Genomic DNA, 20,461 nt, shown 5'->3' on the forward strand with positions numbered 1-20,461 from the left:
GCCCTTCGAGCTGCCCGGGCGCCGGGCCTCGGGCTACTTGTAGAAGACGGCCACCCCGCCGTGGTGGGAGCAGGTCCCCTGGTGGTGCTGGGAGTAGGAGTAGGTGCCGTCGTTGCACTTCGCGGTCGCCCCGCCACCGGGCGCGACGGGCGCCTCCGTGCGATGGGTGCCGCCGCTGCCGCCCGAGCCGGAACCCGACGACGCGGTGTGGTGGACGGTGGGCGCGGGCCGGTGGGTGGTGGTGACCGGCGCCGGGCGGTGCGTGGCCGTACGCGTGGGCGTGGGCGGTGTCGCGGTCGGCGTCGCGGTCGGCGCGTCCGACGCGGTGGCGGCCGGGGTCGAGGTGGCGGACCCCGGCGAGTCGGCGAGGGGCGCGGCGGAGACGGTCGTGGTGGGCGGCGCCGGGGTCCCCGCCCCGGTGGCGGCCGGGCCGCAGGCCGACGCGAGCAGGCCGGTGGCGATGACCGCTCCAGCCGCGGCGGCACGTATGCGGGCGGTTCCGCCGGCGGTTCTGCCGGCGCGTCTGCCGCCGCCGGCGGTGCGGGTAGTGCGGGTGCGGGTGCGCATGTTCGTCCCCCTGATGCGGTTACGGAGGGATGAGCGTTCCAGTCCGCTTCGCCGGGCATCGGCCGAGTGACGCAGTTGTGACGTTACGTACGAGTAGCTCCCGCGGGCGGGCCGCGGTCACAGCTCTCGCTTGAACCCGTGGTGGCTGCGGACGAACCCGAGCGACTCGTAGAAACGGTGGGCGTCGGCGCGCCGCGCGTGGCTGGTCAGCTGGACGAGGCCGCAGCCGCGGGCGCGGGCCCGCTCGATCGCCCAGGTCAGCAGTTCACGGCCGAGCCCGGCGCCCCGCAGGTCGGCGCGGATGCGTACCGCCTCGATCAGCGCGCGCTCCTGGCCGCCCCGGGTCAGTCCGGGGATGTAGGTGAGCTGGAGGCAGCCGAGCACCGCCCCGTCGTCCCCTTCGAGCACCGCGATCTCGTTGCGGTCGTCGCTCTCGATCGCCGCGAAGGCCCGCTCGTGGGCGTCGGAGACCTCGACGCCGCCCGGGTCCACGACGCCCTCCTCCCCCATCAGAAGAGCCAGCAGGTCAGGGAGGTCGCGCGCGGTCGCGGTACGGAAAGCCATGGCCCTGAGCATGCCAGCCGCGTACCCGATCCGAGCAGCGATTTTCCGCACCGCCCCGCACCCCGCCGACGAGTCCCGTGCGGCGCACGTACACACGTACACACGCCCGCGCCCCCGCTCCCTGGCGTGGGAGCGGGGGCGCCGCGGTGGGACGGGCAGGCTCAGTCCTTGCCGATGTGCTTCACCGCGTCCTTGAGCTTCTCGCCTGCCTGTCGCACGTCGCCCTTGGCCTGGTCGCCCCGGCCCTGGGCTTCGAGCTCGTCGTCGCCGACCGCCTGCCCGACGGATTCCTTGACCTTGCCCTTGACCTGGTCGGACTTCGCCTTGGCCTTGCCGCTGTCACTCATGGATCACTCCTTCGTCGTCGCAGGTCGCGTGCCCGGATTACGTGCCGGTATGCGCGGCGGCGGCCGGCGGACCCGTCAGCGGGGACCGCTTCAGGTTGGCAGAGACGGCCCCCCGCACCGAGCGGTGCCTCTAGGCTTCCGGCATGGCCGAGTATCCCGATGACGGCGTTGTCGTCTACCACCAGCCCGCCTGCGTCTTCTGCCTCAAACTGCTGACGCAACTGCGCTTCACCCGGCTGCGGTACCGGACGGTGAACATCTGGCGCGACCCGGACGCGGCCGCGTTCGTACGGCTGGTCGCCGACGGAAACGAGACGGTGCCGACGGTGACGGTCGCCGGGCACGCCATGGTGAACCCGTCACGCAAGCAGATACTCGAGGCCGTCGCCGAGCACGCGCCGCATCTGCTGGCCAAAGGGCGCTGACCCGCGCCGCGGACCCCCGTCGTCCTTCCCGGCCCGCGCTCACTCGTGCGGGACCACCGCGACCGGGACCACCGCGTGGTGCAGCACCGAGTGGGACGTCGAGCCGAGGTGGGCCGACAGCCGGGTGCCGCGCGGGCGGCGGCCGATGACCAGCAGGGCGGCGTCCGCCGAGGCGCTGAGCAGGTGGCGGTCGGCGGCGCCGACGATGGTCTCGCCGATGACGTGGACGCGCGGGTACTTCTCGCGCCACGGCGCCAGCGCGTCGGCGAGCGCCCCGGTCTCGTGGGCCTGGAGGGCGGCGCGGGCGTCGGGGTCGGAGTTCGCGGCGCCGAGGCCGTACGGCAGGGGCGCGTTCCAGCCGTGCACGACGCGGAGGGTGGCGGAGCGGTGCGCGGCGGCGTCGAAGGCGAACTCCAGGACGTGGTCGCTGGGCCGGGCCAGGTCCAGGCCGAGCACGACGTCGCCGCCGTCGCCCGACCCGGAGACCTCGGACCCCTCGCCCGCTCCGGATGCCCCGCCCGCCCCCTCGGCCCTGACCAGCACCACCGGGACCGGCGCCTGCCCGACGACGGTGAGCGGGACCGAGCCGAGCAGGAACCCGGCGGTGGCGCTCACCGCGCGCGAGCCCAGCACCAGCAGTGCCGCCTCGTCGGCGGCGGCGAACAGCACCGGCAGCGCCTGCCCGACCACCTGCTCGACGCTGATCTCGGCGGCGGGATGGGCGCGCCGCAGGTCGGCGGCGGCGGTGTAGGGCGACCAGTCCTCGTTCACCGGGGCCGGGTGCGGGTCGGCGGGGGCGACCAGGCCGGGCGGCGGGGCGGCGGCGTTCACCAGCCGCAGCGGCACCCGCCGCCGTACGGCCTCGCGGGCCGCCCAGTGCGCGGCGGCCAGACTCTCGGGGGAGCCGTCGACTCCGACGGCGACCGTACGGCGCATCGTGTCCGCCTCCTTCAGCGCGGCCTGCTCTCCCTTCGCCTACCCGGCGCGGCGAGGGACATGGGTGCGCGGCGGCGGCTCGGGCGCGCCGGAGGCCGGCGGGTCACGGCGTGCCGATCCGCCGTCCGCTGACGTGGTCCGGGCGTATCCGCACCCACAGCGGCAGGTGGTCGCCGGCCCACGAATCCGCGGGGTGGCGCTCGTCGAGGCGGTGCGCCACGACCGGGTCGTCGATGTGCTCGGCGATACCGGTGACCAGGACGCTCCAGCCCTGGCTGACGTGGTCGTCCACCCGGTCCACCTCGAAGGAGACGGCGGCGCCCGCGGCGGGGGCCGCCGCGCTGCCGGGCTCCGTGCGGTAGACGATCGACCGGGTGTCGGCCGGCTGCGCGTCGATCGCGTAGTTGACCGGGAAGACGCCCGGGCTCGGCTCGACCGGCAGCGCGATCCGGCCCACACCACGGCTGCCGAGCCGGTCCCAGCACTCGAGCTCGGTGAGGTGGAGCAAGGCGGGGTGCGCGGCCGGTTCGCCCTGCCCGGGCGGCCCGCCGGTGCGCCCTTCGAGCAGGTCGTCGTAGGACAGGTGGAGCGCGCCCGCGATCCGGACGAAGCCGCCCGGATCGAAGTCCACCCCGGCGCTCAGCAGGTGCTGGAGGTAGCGCGGCGCCATGCCCGCCTGCGTCGCCAGGGCGCCCTCACTCAGCCCCAGTTGGAGCCGGCGCTCGGCCACACGGCGGGCGAGGACCCGCGGATCGGGCTGTGTCACGGGATCGGCGTTGTCATACATGCCAGGTCCTCCCTCCGGCCGGGACGGGCGCGCGGCAGGAGGGAGGACCGCACCCGCGGCTCTTGCCCGGACCTGCCACGCCGGCGCCAGGGCTCACTACCAGCCTGGACCACTTGTCCGGCTTGCGCCATACGGGGGAATCCGCGCGGCTTGACCTTGACGTGCGGGTCAGGGGTTAGCGTTCCGGCGCGCTCGCGGATTCGTGCGGTCACCTCGACGCACGCGGCGTACCGGCACAGCGACGCACGGCGGCCCCAGACGGCCCCCAGGCGACCCCAGGCGGCCCCACCGGGCGCGCCGACGGACCGGCAAGCACGACAAGGCACGAACGAAGCACGGACGAAGCACGGACGATGCACGACGGAGAGGAACAGGCGATGGCGACGGCAGCAGGCGGCGGTGCGCGCGAGGTGCGGTTGGCGGAGGTGCCGAAGGGGCTGCCCGAGGCGCGGCACTTCACGGTGGCGGAGGGGCCGGTGCCGCGGCCGGGGCCGGGCGAGGTACTGGTGCGCAACCGCCACTTCGTGGTCTTCGCCGCACTGCGCACCCTGATGGGCGGCGCGGTCCAGGACACGCCGATGCCGCCGCTGCGGGCCGGGGACACGCTCTTCGGCCCGGCGGTCGCGGAGGTGGTGACCGCGCCGGACGGCAGCGCGCTGCGGCCGGGCACCCCGGTGCTGCACATGCTCGGCTGGCGCGAGTACGCCGTGCTGCCCGAAGACCAGTGCGTACGGCTGGACCAGGACGGCGCGCTGCCCGAGCCGGTCCAGTACCTCAACCAGGGCGCCACCGCCTACGGGGCGCTGACCCGGCTCGGCGAGGTGCGCGCGGGCGACACCGTGCTGGTCACCGGGGCGGCGGGGGCGGTGGGCACCCTGGCCGGGCAGATCGCGCGGCAGCTGGGTGCCGGGCGGGTGATCGGCACCACCGGCTCGGCGGAGAAGGCCGAGCGGCTGGTCGCCGAGCTGGGCTACGACGCGGCGGTGCTGCGCGGCGCCGGCCCCGGGTCCTTCGCGCGGCGGCTGGCTGAGGCGGCGCCGGACGGGGTGGACGTCCTGCTCGACAACGTGGGCGGGGAGCAGCTCACGGCGGCCGTGGACGTCGCCCGCAAGGGGGCGCGGTTCGCGCTGGTCGGGGCCCTGTCGGGGCAGCTGGACGCGGACGGCGACGGCGGTGCCGCGCCCGCCGTCATCGACAGCTACCGGCTGATCCTGCGAGGCGTGTCGGTGCGCGGCTACGCCGGCATGGAGCACCTGGACGTGGCCCCGGAGTGGACCGCCCGCTTCAGCGCGTGGCTGCGCTCGGGCGGCATCGACTTCCCGCACACCCGGATCGCGGGCATCGAACGGGCCCCTCAGGCGTTGGAGGACTTGGTACGCGGCCGGCATTTCGGCACGGTGGTCGTGGACGTCTGAGGCAGGGCTGGGGCAGGGCCGGGGCCGGCCGCGGTGGGCGGCTCCCCGGCGGACAGGAGGTCACGCATGCGCACCGGGCGGATTCCCGCGCTCTCGTACGCGGGCGGCGCGGAAACGGCGGTCGAGCCGCGGTCCGGGGCCGCCGGGCGGACCGGCGGCTCCGCGCCGCCGCCGGGGCTCGCGGACCCGCGCCGCCGCGCCCGGACCGGGAGCGCGGTCGCCGTCGAGACCGCCGCGCACCCGGTCCCCGCCCAGGGCGGCCCGGCCGGCGTCGACGGCCCGCGGCCCGGCGAGCCCGCGCTGCTGCGGATCGGGGACGCGGCGGCCGCCGCTGGCACCACACCGCGGGCGCTGCGCTTCTACGAGCAGCGCGGCCTGCTGCCGGCTCCGGGCCGTACGGCGTCGGGTCAGCGGCAGTACGGGCCCGGCGACGTCGCCCGGGTGCGGCTGATCCGCGACCTGCTGGCGGCGGGCTTCACGGTGGCGGACCTGCGCGGGCTGGCGCCCCGGCTGCACCAGCTGGTGGACCGGCCCGCGCCGCGCTGCGTCCCGGAACCGGGCGGCGTGGTCGCCCGCAGGCTCGCGGCGCTCGACGCGGAGATCGACCGCCTCACGCAACTGCGCGAACGGCTGACCCTGCGGCTCGCCGGGCAGCCCTCGGGCGCCGACGCCTGACGCCCCTCCGTCCGAGCCGAGCGGCTCCCTCCGACGCCGCGCCCCACCCCTGAGCCGCGCGGCTCCCGCACCCGACCCGCACCACGCCCCACCCGCAGGGCACCGCACAGACCCGCCGTCGCGAAAGCCACACACCTCCCACGCCCTCGCGCGCCCGCCCGCGCCCATGCGACCCACCCCTGAGCCGGGCAGCACCCACACCCGACCCGCACCACGCCACACCCGCAGGGCACCGCACGGACTCGTCGTCGCGCGAGCCCGCACGCGCCCGCGCCTCGTACCCGCACGCGCCCCCGCCGCGCCCCGTACGCCTTCCGTGGCCCGCCGGGGACCCCAACTCCGCGGCCGGCCGCGGCCATACACCCTCATGCCCGCCAAGTGGTCCTGTTCGCGGGTCCGCTTTCGTGTGACAGCGCGGCGGCGGCGGACGGGCTCCGCGTGCGGTCGGGCGGAGGATCTCGGGTGAGCGGGTGACGCGTCCGGCACGCCGTGCCGGGTCGCGCTCCGAGGAGGACCGGTGCGCACCCTGCCACCGGCCGCCGACGGGTTTCCGGGGCGCCACCGTAATGGCTGCGCCTGATCGCCCGCGGCCCTCCGGCACACCGCAGGGTGGTGTCTGACATGCGATGTTCCGTCCGTACCTCCCGCAGGAGGAAATCCCATGAGCGCACCGTCGCCGGCCCCGGCCGGCACCTCGCAGGACAGTGACCCGGCCGGCGACGAGTCACCGATCCACATCCTCTGGATCAACGCGGGGCTCAGCTGCGACGGCGACTCGGTCTCGCTGACCGCCGCCACCCAGCCGAGCATCGAGGAGATCGCCCTCAGCGTGCTGCCGGGCCTGCCCAAGATCCAGGTGCACTGGCCGCTGATCGACTTCGAGTGCGGCCCGGTCGGCGGCGCCGACACCTTCATCGAGTGGTTCTTCAAGGGCGAGCGCGGCGAGATCGACCCGTTCGTGCTGGTCGTCGAGGGCTCGATCCCGAACGAGTCGATCAAGGCCGAGGGCTACTGGAGCGGCTTCGGCGACGACCCGGAGACCGGCCAGCCCATCACCACCAGCGAGTGGATCGACCGGCTCGCCCCGAAGGCCCTGGCCGTGGTGGCGATCGGCACCTGCGCCACCTACGGCGGCATCCACGCCATGGCCGGCAACCCGACCGGCGCGATGGGCGTGCCGGACTACCTGGGCTGGGACTGGAAGTCGCACGCGGGCATCCCGATCGTGTGCGTGCCCGGCTGCCCGATCCAGCCGGACAACTTCTCCGAGACGCTGGTGTACCTGCTGCACCAGGCGGCCGGCTCGGCCCCGATGATCCCGCTGGACGACCAGCTGCGGCCCGCCTGGCTCTTCGGCGCGACCGTGCACGAGGGCTGCGACCGGGCCGGCTACTACGAGCAGGGGCAGTTCGCCGCGACGTACGACTCCCCCAAGTGCCTGGTGAAGCTGGGCTGCTGGGGTCCGGTGGTGAAGTGCAACGTGCCCAAGCGCGGCTGGATCAACGGCGTCGGCGGCTGCCCGAACGTCGGCGGCATCTGCATCGCCTGCACGATGCCCGGCTTCCCGGACAAGTTCATGCCCTTCATGGACGAGCCGCCCGGCGGCAAGGTCTCCAGCACGCTCAGCGGCGTGTACGGCTCGGTGATCCGCAGGCTGCGTTCGGTGACCCTGCACACCGTGGACCAGGAGCCCAAGTGGCGGCACCCCGAGGCGGAGTTGACCACGGGCTACCGCCCGCCGTGGTGACCGGCGCCCGGCCCGCGGCGGCCGGTGGCCGGCCGCCGCGCACCCGCGGCTCCGGCTCACCCAGCTCCCCCAGCTCCCCCGACTCCCCCGAACGACTCGCACGACGAAGGGCACGGCAGAGACGATGAGTTCACCGACGACGAAGGCGGCCGGCGACGGCAGCGGTCTGGTGGAGATGGCCTGGGACCCGATCACCCGGATCGTGGGCAGCCTGGGCATCCACACGAAGATCGACTTCAAGCAGAAGAAGGTCGCCGAGTGCTACAGCACCTCGTCGGTCTTCCGCGGCTACAGCGTCTTCATGCGCGGCAAGGACCCGCGCGACGCGCACTTCATCACCAGCCGGATCTGCGGGATCTGCGGCGACAACCACGCGACCTGCTCGGTGTACGCGCAGAACATGGCGTACGGCGTGAAGCCCCCGCACCTGGCCGAGTGGATCATCAACCTCGGCGAGTCCGCGGAGTACATGTTCGACCACAACATCTTCCAGGAGAACCTGGTCGGGGTCGACTACTGCGAGCGGATGGTCCGCGAGACCAACCCGGGCGTGCTGGAGCTGGCCGAGCGCACCGAGGCGCCGCACGCCGGCGAGCACGGCTACAAGACGATCGCGGACATCATGCGCTCGCTCAACCCGATCGAGGGCGAGTTCTACCGCGAGGCGCTCCAGGTCAGCCGCTACACGCGGGAGATGTTCTGCCTGATGGAGGGGCGCCATGTGCACCCTTCCACCCTCTACCCGGGCGGTGTCGGCACCGTCGCGTCGGTGCAGTTGTTCACCGACTACCTCAGCCGCCTGATGCGCTACGTCGAGTTCATGAAGCGCGTGGTGCCGCTCCACGACGACCTGTTCGACTTCTTCTACGAGGCGCTGCCCGGCTACGAGGAGGTCGGCCGGCGCCGGGTGCTGCTCGGCTGCTGGGGCGCGCTCAACGACCCCGAGTACTGCGACTTCACCTACCGCAACATGACCGACTGGGGCCGGCGGATGTTCGTCACCCCGGGCGTGATCGTGGACGGCAAGCTGGTCACCAACGACCTCACCGAGATCAACCTCGGCATCCGCATCCTGCTGGGCAGTTCGTACTACGAGGACTGGGCGGGCAAGGAGCAGTTCGTCACGCACGACCCGCTCGGCAACCCCGTCGACCCGCGGCACCCGTGGAACCAGCACACCATCCCGCAGCCGCAGAAGCGCAACTTCGACGACAAGTACAGCTGGGTGATGTCGCCGCGCTGGTTCGACGGCAAGGAACACCTGGCGCTGGACACCGGCGGCGGCCCGATCGCCCGGCTGTGGTCCACGGCGCTGTCCGGCCTGGTCGACATCGGCTACGTGCAGGCGACCGGCCACAGCGTGAAGATCAACCTGCCGCGGACCATGACGAAGCCGGAGACGAGCTTCGAGTGGAAGATCCCGAAGTGGTCCAACGCGCTGGAGCGCAACCGCGCCCGCACCTACTTCCAGGCCTACGCCGCCGCGGTCGCGCTGCACTTCGCGGAGAAGGGCCTGGCCGAGGTGCGGGCCGGGCGCAGCCAGACCTGGGAGAAGTTCGAGGTGCCGGACGAGGGTCTGGGCTGCGGCTTCACCGAGGCGGTGCGCGGTGTGCTGTCGCACCACATGGTGATCCGCGACGGCAAGATCGCCAACTACCACCCGTACCCGCCGACCCCGTGGAACGCCAGCACCCGCGACACGTACGGCACGCCGGGGCCGTACGAGGACGCGGTGCAGAACACGCCGATCTTCGAGGAGAACTCCCCGGAGAACTTCAAGGGCATCGACATCATGCGGGCGGTGCGCAGCTTCGACCCGTGCCTGCCGTGCGGGGTGCACATGTACGTCGGCGGCGGCAGGACCGTCGAGCAGATGCATGTGCCGACCGGGCTGAGCGGGATGGGCGGATGACCGCGGCGGTGGCGCCGCCCGACGCCGAGCTGGCCGGGCGGCGGGTCGAGGAGGTGCTCGACAAGCTGGCCGCGTCCGGCGACCGGGCGGCGTGCGCGGCGGCCGAGGAGCTGGTCCGGGCGCTGATGGACTTCTACGGCGCCGGGCTCGCCCGGGTGCTGGCGCTGCTCGGGCAGACCGAGCCGAAGGCGCTGGAGCGGCTGCTGCGCGACGAGCCGGTGTCGGCGATGCTCGTGCTGCACGACCTGCATCCGGAGCCGCTGGAGGAGCGGATCGCCCGCGCGCTGGCGGGGGTGCCGGGCAAGCCGGTGGAGCTGGTCGGCTTCGACGCGGCGACCGGGGTGCTGCGGGTGCGGGCCGCCGAGTCCGGCGGCTGCGGGTGCGGCGGTGGCGACGACGGCGGTGACGCGCTGCGTACGTCGGTCGAGGACGCGCTGGCGTGCTTCACCAGCGAGGTCCGCGCGGTGGAGGTCGAGTCGCCGGACGCGGCCGAGCCGGTGCTGCTCCAGATCACCCGGCGGCCGCAAGCGGCGGGGGCGTCGTGAGCGCACCGACCGGCCCGGGCACGGGTCCCGGCCTCGGCTCCGGCGCCGGCTCCGGCCCCCTGCTGACCGGGCTGCGGCGGTTCGCCGCGGCGGCCCGGGCCGAGCGGGAGCGGCCGGAGCGGTGCGAGCTGTGCGGGGTGGACGTGGCACCGGGCGCCCACCGGCACCTGGTCGACACCGAGAAGCGGGCGCTGGCCTGCGCGTGCGTGGCGTGCGCGCTGCTCTTCGACAGCCGGGGCGCGGCCGGCGGCCGGTTCCGGGCCGTACCCGACCGCTACCTCGCCGACCCCGGGCACGTGTGGGACGACGGCGTGTGGGAGCGGCTGCAGATCCCGGTCGGGGTGGCGTTCTTCTTCCGGAACGCCGCGCTGGATCGGCTGGTGGCGCAGTACCCGAGCCCGGCCGGCGCGACCGAGAGCGAGCTGGACCCGGACACCTGGCAGGACGTGCTGGCCGGCAGCCGGCTGGCGCAGGTGCTCGAACCCGACGTGGAGGCGCTGCTGGTGCGCCGGGCCGAGGGCAGGTACGCGTGCTTCCTGGTGCCGATCGACATCTGCTACGAGCTGGTCGGGCGGATGCGGCTGCGCTGGCAGGGCTTCGACGGGGGCGCGGAGGCGCGCGCGGACCTGGAGCGGTTCTTCGCCGAGGTCGCCCGCCGGGCCAGGCCGGTGCCCGCGGAGGGACGGCCCGAACCGGAGGACGCGCCGGGGGCGGGGACCGTACCGGGGTCTGGGGCGGTTCGGGGGTCCGGCCCGGTTCCGGGGTCCGGGGCGGCGGCCGGGGGCGGGCGGCCGTGACGGAGTTCTCGTTCTCGTGCGAGGCGGTGCGCGCCGACCCGTACGCCGCCGGGCCCACCCTGGTCTACCGGCTGCGGCTGACCGCGACGCCGGGCGTGCGGGTGCACGCGATGGCGCTGCGCTGCCAGATCCGGATCGAACCCGCCCGCCGCGGCTACGCGGACGCGGAGGCGGAGGGCCTGGCCGACCTGTTCGGCGAGCGGTCCCGGTGGGGCGGCAGCATGCTGCCGGTGCAGTTCGCGCAGGTCTCGCTGATGGTGCCCGGCTTCACCGGCGAGACGGAGGTCGACCTGCCGGTGCCGTGCACGTACGACCTGGACATCGCGGCGACGCGGTACTTCAACGCCCTTCAGGAGGGCGAGGTGCCGCTGCTGATGCTCTTCTCCGGCACCGCGTTCACCGGGCCAGGCGGCTACCAGGTGGAGCCGGTGCCGTGGGACCGGGAGGCGCCCTTCCGGATGCCGGTCGCGGTGTGGCGGGCGATGGTCGAGCAGCACTTCCCCGGCTGCGGCTGGCTGCGGCTGCCCCGCGACACGATGGACGCGCTGCTCGCCTACCGCTCCGAGCGGGCGCTGCCGTCCTGGGACGCGACGGTACGGGCACTGCTCGCCGCCGACCGGCCAGCCGAGGGGGCCCGCCCGGACCTGCCCCGCCCCTCCGCGTTCGCCCCGTTCACCCCGGCCGAGCCGGCTCCGCCCTCCCCCGACAGGACCGCCACGTGACCGTCTCCGCTCCCCCGGCCGACTTCGACAGCCGCTTCGCCGCGGCCCGCAAGGTCGCCGACGCCGTGCTCTTCGAGGGCTACGTCCTGTACCCGTACCGCGCGTCGGCGGCGAAGAACCGGCTGCGCTGGCAGTTCGGCGTCCTGGTGCCGCCCGCCTGGGGCGCCGACAGCGGCGAGCACGCCTTCCAGCGCACCCAGTGCCTGATGGAACCCCGGGCGGAGGCGGCGCTGCTGGTGGAACTGCGGTTCCTGCACGCGCAGCGCCGGGTGGTCCAGGAACTCCGCGTCGACGGGTCCTATGCGACGGTCCCCCGACTCGACCTGCCCGACCGGGTGTTGACGCCCTGGGACGAAGGCGTGGAGGAGCGCGTCCAGTTCAGCGTGCCGGTGAGCGAACTCGGCGCTGAAGAGCGGGAGTTCGCCTTCTCCCGTCCGGCGCGCGAGGAGACCGAGGATGTCCGCGACCAGGCCGGGCGGCACGTCGGGCTGCTGCTGCGCCGCCGCGAAGAGGTGCGCGGGGTGGTCCGGTTGGCCGCGGAGGACCTGCCCGGGCCGTACGCGGTCCGGCGGTTGACCGCGGTGGTGGAGAACACCGGCGGCTGGGCGCCCGGGCCGCAGGGCGCGGACCGGGAGGAGGCGCTGCCGCACGCGCTGGTCTCCGCGCACCTGGTGCTCGGCCTGAGCGCGGGGTCGTTCCTGTCGATGGCCGACCCGCCGGAGTGGGCGAAGGAGGCCACCGCGCAGTGCGCGAACCTGCGCACCTGGCCGGTGCTGGCCGGCGCCGACGGGCGCCGGGACGTGGTGCTGTCCGCCCCGATCATCCTGGAGGACCACCCGGCCATCGCCCCCGAGAGCCCCGGCGCGCTCTACGACGCGCTGGAGATCGACGAGATCCTGGCGTTGCGCACCTCGGCCCTGACCGAGCAGGAGAAGCGGGAGGCGCGCGGCACGGACGCGCGCGCCGCCGAGGTGATCGACCTCGCCGACACGATGCCGCCGGATGTGCTGGAGCGGCTGCACGGCGCGGTGCGGTCGCTGCGCGAGATCACCGGCCCGCCCGCCCCCTCCGGACCCGCCACGCCCTCCGTCACTCCCTCCGCCCTGCCGTCCGACCTGGCGTCCGACCTGCCCTCCGACCTGGACATCTCGCCGGACTCGCTGGACGCCCTGATGGACCCGGGCAAACCCTGGTGGGACCCGGAGAGCGACCGCAGCGTGGACCCGGCCACCGACCGCGTGGTGATCGACGGCAAGGACGTGGGCGCGGGCAGCCGGGTGCGGCTGCGCCCGGGGCTGCGCCGCTCCGACGCCCAGGACCTCTTCCTGCTCGGCTGCGACGCCCACGTGGAGGCGGTGCTGCACGACGTCGACGGCGGCGTGCACCTGGCCGTCACCGTCGAGGGCGACCCGGGCGCCGACATCCGGCGCGAGCAGGGCCGGTTCCTGTACTTCCAGCCCGACGAGGTCACCCCGCTGGAGGACGCGTGAGCGGCGCCCGCACGTCCCGCACCCCCCGCACCCTGGTCGCCGGGGTCGGGAACATCTTCCTCGGTGACGACGGCTTCGGCGTGGAGACGGTACGCCGGCTGACCGCCGAGGGGCCGCTGCCCGACCACGTGGAGGCCGTCGACGTCGGCGTGCGCGGGGTCCACCTGGCGTACCAACTCCTCGACGGATACGACACGTTCGTGCTCGTGGACGCCACCGCCCGGGGCGGGGCGCCCGGCACCGTCTACCTGATCGAGGCGGGCCTTCCCGGCGGCGGCCCGGGCGGCGCAGGAACGGAGGCCGGGCCGGTGCCCCTCGACGGGCACCGCATGTCCCCCGACTCGGTGCTCGCCCTGCTGGGCACCCTGTGCGCGGGCACCGGCGGCACCCCGCCCCGCCGCATCCTCGTCGTCGGCTGCGAGCCCGCGGACGTCGAGGAGGGCATCGGGCTCAGCCCTCCCGTCGAGGCGGCCGTACCCGAGGCCGTACGCCTGGTGCGCCGGCTGCTCGACGAGAGCGGCGCCGTACCGGGGCACGACGCGGCGCACCGGCCGCACCCCGCACCGCACGACCCACCGAGGGACCCGTCGCTCGACCAGGCCATCCAGGAGAGGAAGACATCACCATGTTGATGAAGATCACCCTTGCCGGCACCGCGGCCGCCTTCGGCGCACTGCTCGCGGTGAACCTGCCCGACATCCGCCGCTACCTGCGGATGCGCGCCATGTGAACCGCAGTTGACGGCGCTGTGGACCGAACGAGTCCTTGCGCGGCGGCCCGGCGGCGCGCCGATACCGCGCGGCCGGGCCGCCGCCGTGTAATGAAGCCGGCGGCACCCCACGACGTGCACCGCGCACCGTCATTCGTGAACCGCGACCGTGAACCGTGAACCGCCGGACGGGAAGAGGACGATGCACGAGATGTCCATCGCGCTGGCGGTCGTCGGCCAGGTGGAGGACGCCGCGCTCGCCGCCGGCGCCACCGCCGTCAGGACCGTACGGCTGCGGGTGGGCGAACTCGCGGGCGTCGTACCGGACTCGCTCCAGTTCTGCTTCGAACTCGCCTGTTCCGGCACGGTCCTGGAGGGCGCGCGGCTGGAGACCGAATCGGTGGCCGGCCGGGCCCGCTGCGCGCCGTGCGGGGACCAGTGGCCGGTCGGGATGCCGCCGGACCTGTGCTGCCCGGCCTGCGGCACACCGGCCGCCGAACTGCTGGCCGGGCGCGAACTGCTGATCGCCGGGGTGCGGTGGGACGACCCGCCGGCACCCGCCGCCGCGGGCCGCGCACCCCGGCCCCACCTTGAGGAGCGCTGAACCATGTGCCGTGCGATCGACCTCCAGCAGGCGGTACTCGCCAAGAACGACGGCTGCGCGCAGCGGCTGCGGGCCGATCTCGCGCTGCGCGGCACCACCGTGGTCAACCTGCTGTCCAGCCCCGGCAGCGGCAAGACCGCGCTGCTGGAGGCGGAGTTGGCGCTGGCCCGGGAGCGCGCGCTGCCGGTCGCCGCGCTCACCGCGGACCTCGCGACGGAGAACGACGCGCGGCGGCTGGCCCGTTCGGGCGCCCCGGTCAAGCAGGTGCTCACCGACGGGCTGTGCCACCTGGAGGCGCGGATGCTCGGCGGCCACCTCGACGGCTGGCTGCCCGACGGCACCCGGCTGCTGTTCGTGGAGAACGTCGGCAACCTCGTCTGCCCGGCGTCCTACGACCTCGGGGAGACGCTGCGGGTGGTGCTCGCGTCCGTCACCGAGGGCGAGGACAAGCCGCTGAAGTACCCGACGGCGTTCGGGCTCGCGCATCTGGTGGTCGTCACCAAGACCGACATCGCCGGCGCGGTCGGCTTCGACGAGGCCGCGTTCCGGGCGAACGTCCAGCAGGTCAACCCGGGGGTCGAGGTGGTGCTGACCGCCGCCCGCACCGGCAGCGGCGTCGGCGCCCTGCTGGACCGCGCGCTGGCGGCGGCCGGCGGCGCCCCCGTGCACGCGCCGGTCATGGCGTCCCAGCCGCTGCCGGGCCACCACCACGCCGACGACGAGGCGGCGCAGCCGCACGCGCACGGCCACCCGCACGAACACGGCGACCCGCTCGGCTCGCTCGCGCCCGCCGCCGGCCAGGCGCAGCCCGCGGGCGGGCCCCGGTCATGACCGCCCCCACGGCCGACGGCACCGTGGCGGCGGCCGATCCGGTGGTGCGCCGCCGGGTCACGGTCCGCGGGGTGGTGCAGGGAGTCGGCTTCCGCCCCTTCGTCTACGCGCTGGCGGGCCGGCTGGGTCTGGCCGGCCACGTCACGAACACCGGCGAGGGCGTCGTCGCGGAGGTGGAGGGCCCGGCCGCGGACGTCGCGGCGTTCTGCGCGCGCGTCGCGGACGAGGCGCCTCCGCTGGCCGCGGTGGAGTCCGTCGAGCAGTGCGCCGTGGCGGTGACCGGCCGGCCCGGGTTCGCGATCACCGCGTCCCAGGACGGCGGCGCGACCCGCACCCTGGTCTCCCCGGACATCGCGACCTGCGCGGAGTGCCTTGCCGAACTGGCCGACCCCGCCGACCGCAGGTACCGCCACCCGTTCATCGTCTGCACCAACTGCGGGCCGCGCTTCACCGTGGTCACCGGGCTGCCGTACGACCGCGCGCACACCACGATGGCGGGTTTCCCGATGTGCGGGGCGTGCCGGGCGCAGTACACCGACCCGGCCGACCGGCGCTTCCACGCCCAGCCGGTGGCCTGCCACGACTGCGGGCCGCGGCTGCGGCTGATCCGCCGGACCGGCCGGTCGGGCGGGGCGGACCCGGTGGCCGAGGCCCGCGCGCTGCTGGCCGCCGGTGCGATCCTGGCCGTGAAGGGGCTGGGCGGCTACCACCTGGCGTGCGACGCGGCGAACCCGGGGGCGGTGGCGCTGCTGCGGTCCCGCAAGGCGCGCGGCCGCAAGCCGTTCGCGGTGATGGCCCGGGACCTGGCCGGCGTCGAACCGCTCGCGCACGTGGGGGCGTTGGAGGCCGAACTGCTCACCGGGCCGCTGCGGCCCGTGGTGTTGCTGCGGCGGCGGCCGGGCGTGCCGGTCTGCGACGACGTGGCGCCCGGCGGCCCCGACCTGGGCGTGATGCTCCCGTACACGCCGCTGCACCATCTGCTGCTCGGGCTGCCGGGTGATCCGCCGGGCCCCCGGCTGCTGGTGATGACGAGCGGCAACGTCTCCGGCGAGCCGATCGTCACCGGCGACGCCGAGGCGCGGGAGCGGCTGGCGGCCCTGGCCGACGCGTGGTTGACCCACGACCGGCCGATCCAGGTGCCGTGCGACGACTCGGTGGTGCGGGTCTGCGACGGGGAGCCGGTGGTGCTGCGGCGCTCGCGCGGGTACGCCCCGCTGCCGATCGCGCTGCCGGTGCCGGTGCGGCCCGCGCTGGCCGTCGGCGGGGATCTGAAGAACGCGTTCTGCCTCGGCGAGGGCCGCAAGGCGTGGCTGTCGGCGCACGTCGGCGACATGGACGACCTCGCCACGCAGCGCGCCTTCGCCCGGGCGCAGGGACAGTTGGAGTCGATCACGTCGGTGCGGCCCGAACTGCTGGCCGCCGACCGGCATCCGCGCTACCGCTCCGGGCAGTGGGCCGAACGCGCCGCCGGAGCACGGCCGTTGGTGCGCGTGCAGCACCACCACGCGCATGTCGCGGCCGCGATGGCCGAGCACCGCCTGGACGGCACCCGGCCGGTGATCGGGGTGGCCTTCGACGGGACCGGGTACGGCGACGACGGCGCGGTGTGGGGCGGGGAGGTGCTGCTCGCCGACTACGACGGCCACCGCCGCTTCGGGCGGCTCGGCTACGTCCCACTGCCGGGCGGCGACGCGACGGTCCGGCGCCCGTACCGGATGGCGCTGGCGCACCTGCGGGCGGCCGGGCTGCCGTGGGACGCCGACCTGCCGTGCACGGCGGCCTGCCCTTCCGATGAACGGCGGCTGCTGGAACGGCAGTTGGAGTTGGGGTTGAACTGCGTGCCGACGTCCAGCATGGGCCGGCTCTTCGACGCGGTGGCCTCGCTGGCCGGGGTGTGCCATCTGGCCGGCTACGAGGCGCAGGCCGCCGTCGAGTTGGAGGGCGCGGCCACGGGCGCGCCCCTGGCCGACGACGGGCCCGGGTACGCGTTCGCGCTGCGGCCGGAGAGCGATCCGGGGGCGGGCGCCGAACTGGTCGCGGACCCGGGGCCGTTGCTCGCCGCGGTCGTCGCCGACGTGCGCGCCGGCTGCTCGGCGGCGGTCGTCGCGGCCCGTTTCCACCGGGCGGTGGCGGGCCTGGTGGCCGCCTGGTGCGCGGCGGCCCGTGAGCGGCACGGCCTGACGACGGTCGCGCTGACCGGCGGGGTGTTCGCGAACGTGCTGCTGTCGTCGGCGTGTGCCGCGGCGCTGCGCGCGGACGGCTTCACCGTGCTGCGACACCATCAGGTGCCGCCCAACGACGGCGGGTTGGCGCTCGGCCAGCTGATGGTGGCCGCGCGGGCGGCGGCCTCCCCGTGACGGCCGCGGGCCGCCCTCGCCGTACGGCACCGCGGCCCCGGACCGGTCGAAGCACCGATCCCACCGAACTCACCGCATTCCCCTGACCCACCGAACTCCCCACCGACCGCACCCCCTTGAGCGAGGAGAAGCCCCATGTGCCTGGCGGTACCCGGCAGAGTGCTGGAGATCGAGGACCGGGACGGCACCCGGATGGCCAGCGTCGACTTCGGCGGCGTGGTCAAGGAGGTGTGCCTGGAGTACCTGCCGGACCTCCAGGTCGGCGAGTACGCCATCGTGCACGTCGGTTTCGCGCTGCAACGTCTGGACGAGGAGTCCGCGAAGCAGACGCTGGAGCTGTTCGCCACGCTCGGGCTGCTCCAGGAGGAGTTCGGCGACCCGTGGGAGGCAGCCGCGGGCGGCGGCGCCCCGCCGTGGGCCGACGAGGACGCCGAACCGGGCGCGCCCAGCCCGTCCGGCGCGCTCAGCCCATCCGGCGCGCCCGGCACATCCGGCGCGCCCAGCGCGAACGCGGCACCCGCACCGAGCGGCGTGCCCGTACCGACCGGCTCGCACCAGCAAGGCAGCGGCCATGACACCGCCGGCCACGCCGACGGGCGGCCGGCACCGCGGGAGGCGCGGCAGCAGTGAAGTACATCGACGAGTTCCAGGACCCCGAGCTGGCCCGCCGCCTGCTCGACGACATCGCGGCCACCGTGACCAGGCCGTGGGCGCTGATGGAGGTCTGCGGCGGCCAGACGCACACCATCATCCGGCACGGCATCGACCAACTGCTGCCCAGCGAGATCGAGTTGATCCACGGACCGGGCTGCCCGGTGTGTGTCACCCCGCTGGAGGTGATCGACAAGGCGCTGGAGATCGCGGCGCGCCCCGGGGTGATCTTCTGCTCGTTCGGCGACATGCTGCGGGTGCCGGGCACCGACCGGGACCTGTTCCGGGTGCGCAGCGAGGGCGGCGACGTGCGGGTGGTGTACTCGCCGCTCGACGCGCTGAAGATCGCCCGGCAGAACCCGCGGCAGGAGGTGGTGTTCTTCGGCATCGGCTTCGAGACGACCGCGCCGCCGAACGCGATGACGGTGTACCAGGCCCGCAAGCTCGGCATCCGCAACTTCAGCATGCTGGTGTCGCATGTGCGGGTGCCTCCCGCGATCGAGGCGATCATGCGCTCGCCCGACTGCCGGGTGCAGGGCTTCCTCGCCGCCGGGCACGTGTGCAGCGTGATGGGCACCGCGGAGTACCCGGAGCTCGCCGAGCGGCACCACGTGCCCATCGTGGTCACCGGGTTCGAGCCGCTGGACATCCTGGAGGGCGTCCGCCGCACCGTGGCGCAGCTCGAACGCGGCGAGCACCGGGTGGAGAACGCCTACCCGCGCGCGGTGCGCGACGAGGGCAACCCGGCCGCGCAGGCGATGCTCGCGGACGTCTTCGAGGTCGGCGACCGGGCGTGGCGCGGGATCGGGGTGATCCCGGACAGCGGGTGGCGCCTGTCGCCGCGCTACCGGGAGTTCGACGCCGAGCACCGCTTCGCCGTGACCGGCATCCGCACCGTGGAGCCCGCCGCCTGCCGGGCCGGCGAGGTGTTGCAGGGCCTGATCAAGCCGCACGAGTGCGAGGCGTTCGGCACCACCTGCACCCCGCGCAATCCGCTGGGCGCCACGATGGTCTCCAGCGAGGGCGCGTGTGCGGCGTACTACCTCTACCGGCGGCTCGACACCGCCCCGGCACGCATGGAGGCGAGCCCCGTTGCCTGAGACCACCCGAGAGCGGGCCACCCCGTCGGTGCCGGAGCCGTCCGCACCGGACAGCGGCGCGACCGCGGGAACCACCACCGCCGCCGACACCGCGACCACCGCCGACACCGCGACCGGCGAACCCCCCGTTCTCGACCTGCTGTCGTGGACCTGCCCGGCGCCGCTGCGCGACCAGCCGCGGGTGGTGATGGGGCACGGCGGGGGCGGCGCGATGTCGGCGGAACTCGTCGAGCACGTCTTCGCGCCCGCGTTCGGCGGCCCGGTGCTGGCGCAGCTCGGTGACGCGGCGGCGGTGTCGCTCGGCGGTGCCCGGCTGGCGTTCTCCACCGACTCGTTCGTGGTGCGGCCACTGTTCTTCCCCGGCGGCTGCATCGGCGACCTCGCGGTCAACGGCACCGTCAACGACCTGGCGATGAGCGGCGCGCGGGCGGCGTACCTGTCCTGCGGATTCATCCTGGAGGAGGGCGTCGAGATGCCCGTCCTCGCGCGGATCGCGCGGGCGATGGGCGCGGCGGCGCGGGCGGCGGGCGTGGAGATCGCCACCGGGGACACCAAGGTGGTGGAGGCCGGGCACGGCGACGGCGTCTACATCAACACCGCGGGCATCGGCCTCATCCCGGCCGGGGTGGACCTGCGGCCGGACCGGGTGGTGCCCGGCGACGTGGTGATCGTCAGCGGCCCGGTCGGCGTGCACGGCGTGGCGATCATGAGCGTGCGGGAGGGCCTGGAGTTCGGCGTGTCGATCGAGAGCGACTGCGCGCCGCTCGGCGGTCTGGTCGACGCCATGCTCGCGGTCACCCCTGATCTGCACGTGCTGCGCGACCCCACCCGGGGCGGGCTGGCCGCCTCCCTCAACGAGATCGCGGCGGCCGGCGGCACCGGTGTCGTGGTCCAGGAGCGGGCGGTTCCGGTGCCCGCGGAGGTCGCCAACGCGTGCGCGATCCTGGGCCTCGACCCCTGGTACGTGGCCAACGAGGGCAAGTTGGTCGCTTTCGTGCCGCGCGAGCACGCCGAGGCGGTCCTCGCGGCGATGCGGGCGCATCCGCTGGGCGCCGAGGCGTGCGTGATCGGCGAGGCGGTGGCCGACCACCCCGGCATGGTGGTGGCGCGGACCGGCCTCGGCGGCACCCGGGTCGTCGACCTGCCGATCGGCGAGCAACTGCCGCGGATCTGCTGACGGTACGCCTCGACGCCCAGTCGAAGATCCTGGCGATCATCAACGGCGCCACCACCAGCCTGTCGGTGGAGAACGAGGAGATGGGCTACGCCACCGTCGTCAC

20 protein-coding genes and 1 pseudogene are annotated in these 20,461 nt (G+C 74.8%); 16 read left to right on the forward strand and 5 right to left on the reverse strand.

All coding sequences use genetic code 11. The annotated features are described in order from the left end of the window. Positions 1-33 precede the first annotated feature (33 nt). From AB0399_RS36740 to AB0399_RS36750, 3 genes are all read right to left on the reverse strand, one after another. Complete coding sequence (locus AB0399_RS36740) at positions 34-567, reverse strand: DUF3761 domain-containing protein (RefSeq protein ID WP_366414247.1); 534 nt, start codon at positions 565-567, stop codon at positions 34-36. Positions 568-684: 117 nt separating this feature from the next. Then, on the reverse strand, positions 685-1,131 hold the full coding sequence (locus AB0399_RS36745; protein WP_329372281.1) for a GNAT family N-acetyltransferase: 447 nt from the start codon (positions 1,129-1,131) through the stop codon (positions 685-687). A 161-nt stretch (positions 1,132-1,292) separates the two neighbouring features. Beyond that, positions 1,293-1,478: a CsbD family protein gene (locus AB0399_RS36750; protein ID WP_329372280.1), complete on the reverse strand. Its 186-nt coding sequence runs from the start codon at positions 1,476-1,478 to the stop codon at positions 1,293-1,295. 143 nt (positions 1,479-1,621) lie between these two features. Here AB0399_RS36750 and AB0399_RS36755 point away from each other — a divergent pair, with 143 nt between their 5' ends. After that, complete coding sequence (locus AB0399_RS36755; RefSeq protein ID WP_366414248.1) at positions 1,622-1,903, forward strand: glutaredoxin domain-containing protein; 282 nt, start codon at positions 1,622-1,624, stop codon at positions 1,901-1,903. Positions 1,904-1,942: 39 nt separating this feature from the next. On the opposite strand, the gene AB0399_RS36760 is transcribed toward AB0399_RS36755, so the two are convergent. Both AB0399_RS36760 and AB0399_RS36765 read right to left on the reverse strand, forming a co-directional pair. Then, on the reverse strand, positions 1,943-2,839 hold the full coding sequence (locus AB0399_RS36760; protein WP_329372277.1) for a universal stress protein: 897 nt from the start codon (positions 2,837-2,839) through the stop codon (positions 1,943-1,945). Between the two features lie 103 nt (positions 2,840-2,942). After that, entirely contained in the window at positions 2,943-3,626 is a 684-nt protein-coding gene (locus tag AB0399_RS36765; RefSeq protein ID WP_329372276.1) for a pyridoxamine 5'-phosphate oxidase family protein, read from the reverse strand. Positions 3,627-4,003: 377 nt separating this feature from the next. Between AB0399_RS36765 and AB0399_RS36770 the strand changes: the two genes are divergently transcribed. From AB0399_RS36770 to hypE, 15 genes and pseudogenes are all read left to right on the forward strand, one after another. Then, complete coding sequence (locus tag AB0399_RS36770) at positions 4,004-5,041, forward strand: NADP-dependent oxidoreductase (RefSeq protein ID WP_366414249.1); 1,038 nt, start codon at positions 4,004-4,006, stop codon at positions 5,039-5,041. Between the two features lie 303 nt (positions 5,042-5,344). After that, entirely contained in the window at positions 5,345-5,716 is a 372-nt protein-coding gene (locus AB0399_RS36775; protein WP_366414255.1) for a MerR family transcriptional regulator, read from the forward strand. Between the two features lie 661 nt (positions 5,717-6,377). Next, the gene (locus AB0399_RS36780; protein ID WP_328460758.1) at positions 6,378-7,463 is read left to right on the forward strand and encodes a hydrogenase expression protein HypE; all 1,086 of its coding nucleotides are present in this window, start codon (positions 6,378-6,380) and stop codon (positions 7,461-7,463) included. Positions 7,464-7,587: 124 nt separating this feature from the next. Further along, a complete protein-coding gene (locus AB0399_RS36785) occupies positions 7,588-9,375 on the forward strand; it encodes a nickel-dependent hydrogenase large subunit (protein WP_366414250.1) in 1,788 nt (595 codons plus the stop codon). Beyond that, positions 9,372-9,920, forward strand: a complete 549-nt coding sequence (locus tag AB0399_RS36790) for a hypothetical protein (RefSeq protein WP_329372272.1) — start codon at positions 9,372-9,374, stop codon at positions 9,918-9,920. Before AB0399_RS36785 ends, AB0399_RS36790 begins: the two co-directional genes overlap by 4 nt. Before the next feature lie 59 nt (positions 9,921-9,979). After that, entirely contained in the window at positions 9,980-10,717 is a 738-nt protein-coding gene (locus tag AB0399_RS36795) for a DUF5947 family protein (protein ID WP_366414256.1), read from the forward strand. Next, positions 10,714-11,439: a DUF6084 family protein gene (locus AB0399_RS36800; RefSeq protein ID WP_329372271.1), complete on the forward strand. Its 726-nt coding sequence runs from the start codon at positions 10,714-10,716 to the stop codon at positions 11,437-11,439. Before AB0399_RS36795 ends, AB0399_RS36800 begins: the two co-directional genes overlap by 4 nt. Continuing rightward, positions 11,436-12,929 (forward strand): hypothetical protein, encoded by a 1,494-nt coding sequence (locus tag AB0399_RS36805; protein WP_366414251.1) that lies wholly within the window; start codon positions 11,436-11,438, stop codon positions 12,927-12,929. Before AB0399_RS36800 ends, AB0399_RS36805 begins: the two co-directional genes overlap by 4 nt. Continuing rightward, positions 12,926-13,561: a hydrogenase maturation protease gene (locus AB0399_RS36810; RefSeq protein ID WP_366414252.1), complete on the forward strand. Its 636-nt coding sequence runs from the start codon at positions 12,926-12,928 to the stop codon at positions 13,559-13,561. The genes AB0399_RS36805 and AB0399_RS36810 overlap by 4 nt, the downstream gene beginning before the upstream one ends. 279 nt (positions 13,562-13,840) lie before the next feature. Then, positions 13,841-14,242 (forward strand): hydrogenase maturation nickel metallochaperone HypA, encoded by a 402-nt coding sequence (locus AB0399_RS36815; protein ID WP_329372266.1) that lies wholly within the window; start codon positions 13,841-13,843, stop codon positions 14,240-14,242. Between the two features lie 3 nt (positions 14,243-14,245). After that, entirely contained in the window at positions 14,246-15,073 is an 828-nt protein-coding gene (hypB, locus tag AB0399_RS36820) for a hydrogenase nickel incorporation protein HypB (RefSeq protein ID WP_366414253.1), read from the forward strand. After that, positions 15,070-17,430, forward strand: a complete 2,361-nt coding sequence (gene hypF / locus AB0399_RS36825) for a carbamoyltransferase HypF (protein ID WP_366414254.1) — start codon at positions 15,070-15,072, stop codon at positions 17,428-17,430. Before hypB ends, hypF begins: the two co-directional genes overlap by 4 nt. A gap of 135 nt (positions 17,431-17,565) precedes the next feature. Continuing rightward, a pseudogene (locus tag AB0399_RS36830) lies at positions 17,566-17,826 on the forward strand (HypC/HybG/HupF family hydrogenase formation chaperone); the annotation flags it as partial. A 230-nt stretch (positions 17,827-18,056) separates the two neighbouring features. Continuing rightward, positions 18,057-19,181, forward strand: a complete 1,125-nt coding sequence (gene hypD, locus AB0399_RS36835) for a hydrogenase formation protein HypD (RefSeq protein WP_329372262.1) — start codon at positions 18,057-18,059, stop codon at positions 19,179-19,181. Positions 19,182-19,317: 136 nt separating this feature from the next. Continuing rightward, positions 19,318-20,358: a hydrogenase expression/formation protein HypE gene (gene hypE / locus AB0399_RS36840; protein WP_366414257.1), complete on the forward strand. Its 1,041-nt coding sequence runs from the start codon at positions 19,318-19,320 to the stop codon at positions 20,356-20,358. Positions 20,359-20,461: the final 103 nt, after the last annotated feature.

It is taken from the genome of Streptomyces sp. NPDC088194, assembly GCF_040702025.1.
In the GTDB taxonomy this organism is placed as follows: Bacteria; Actinomycetota; Actinomycetes; order Streptomycetales; family Streptomycetaceae; genus Actinacidiphila.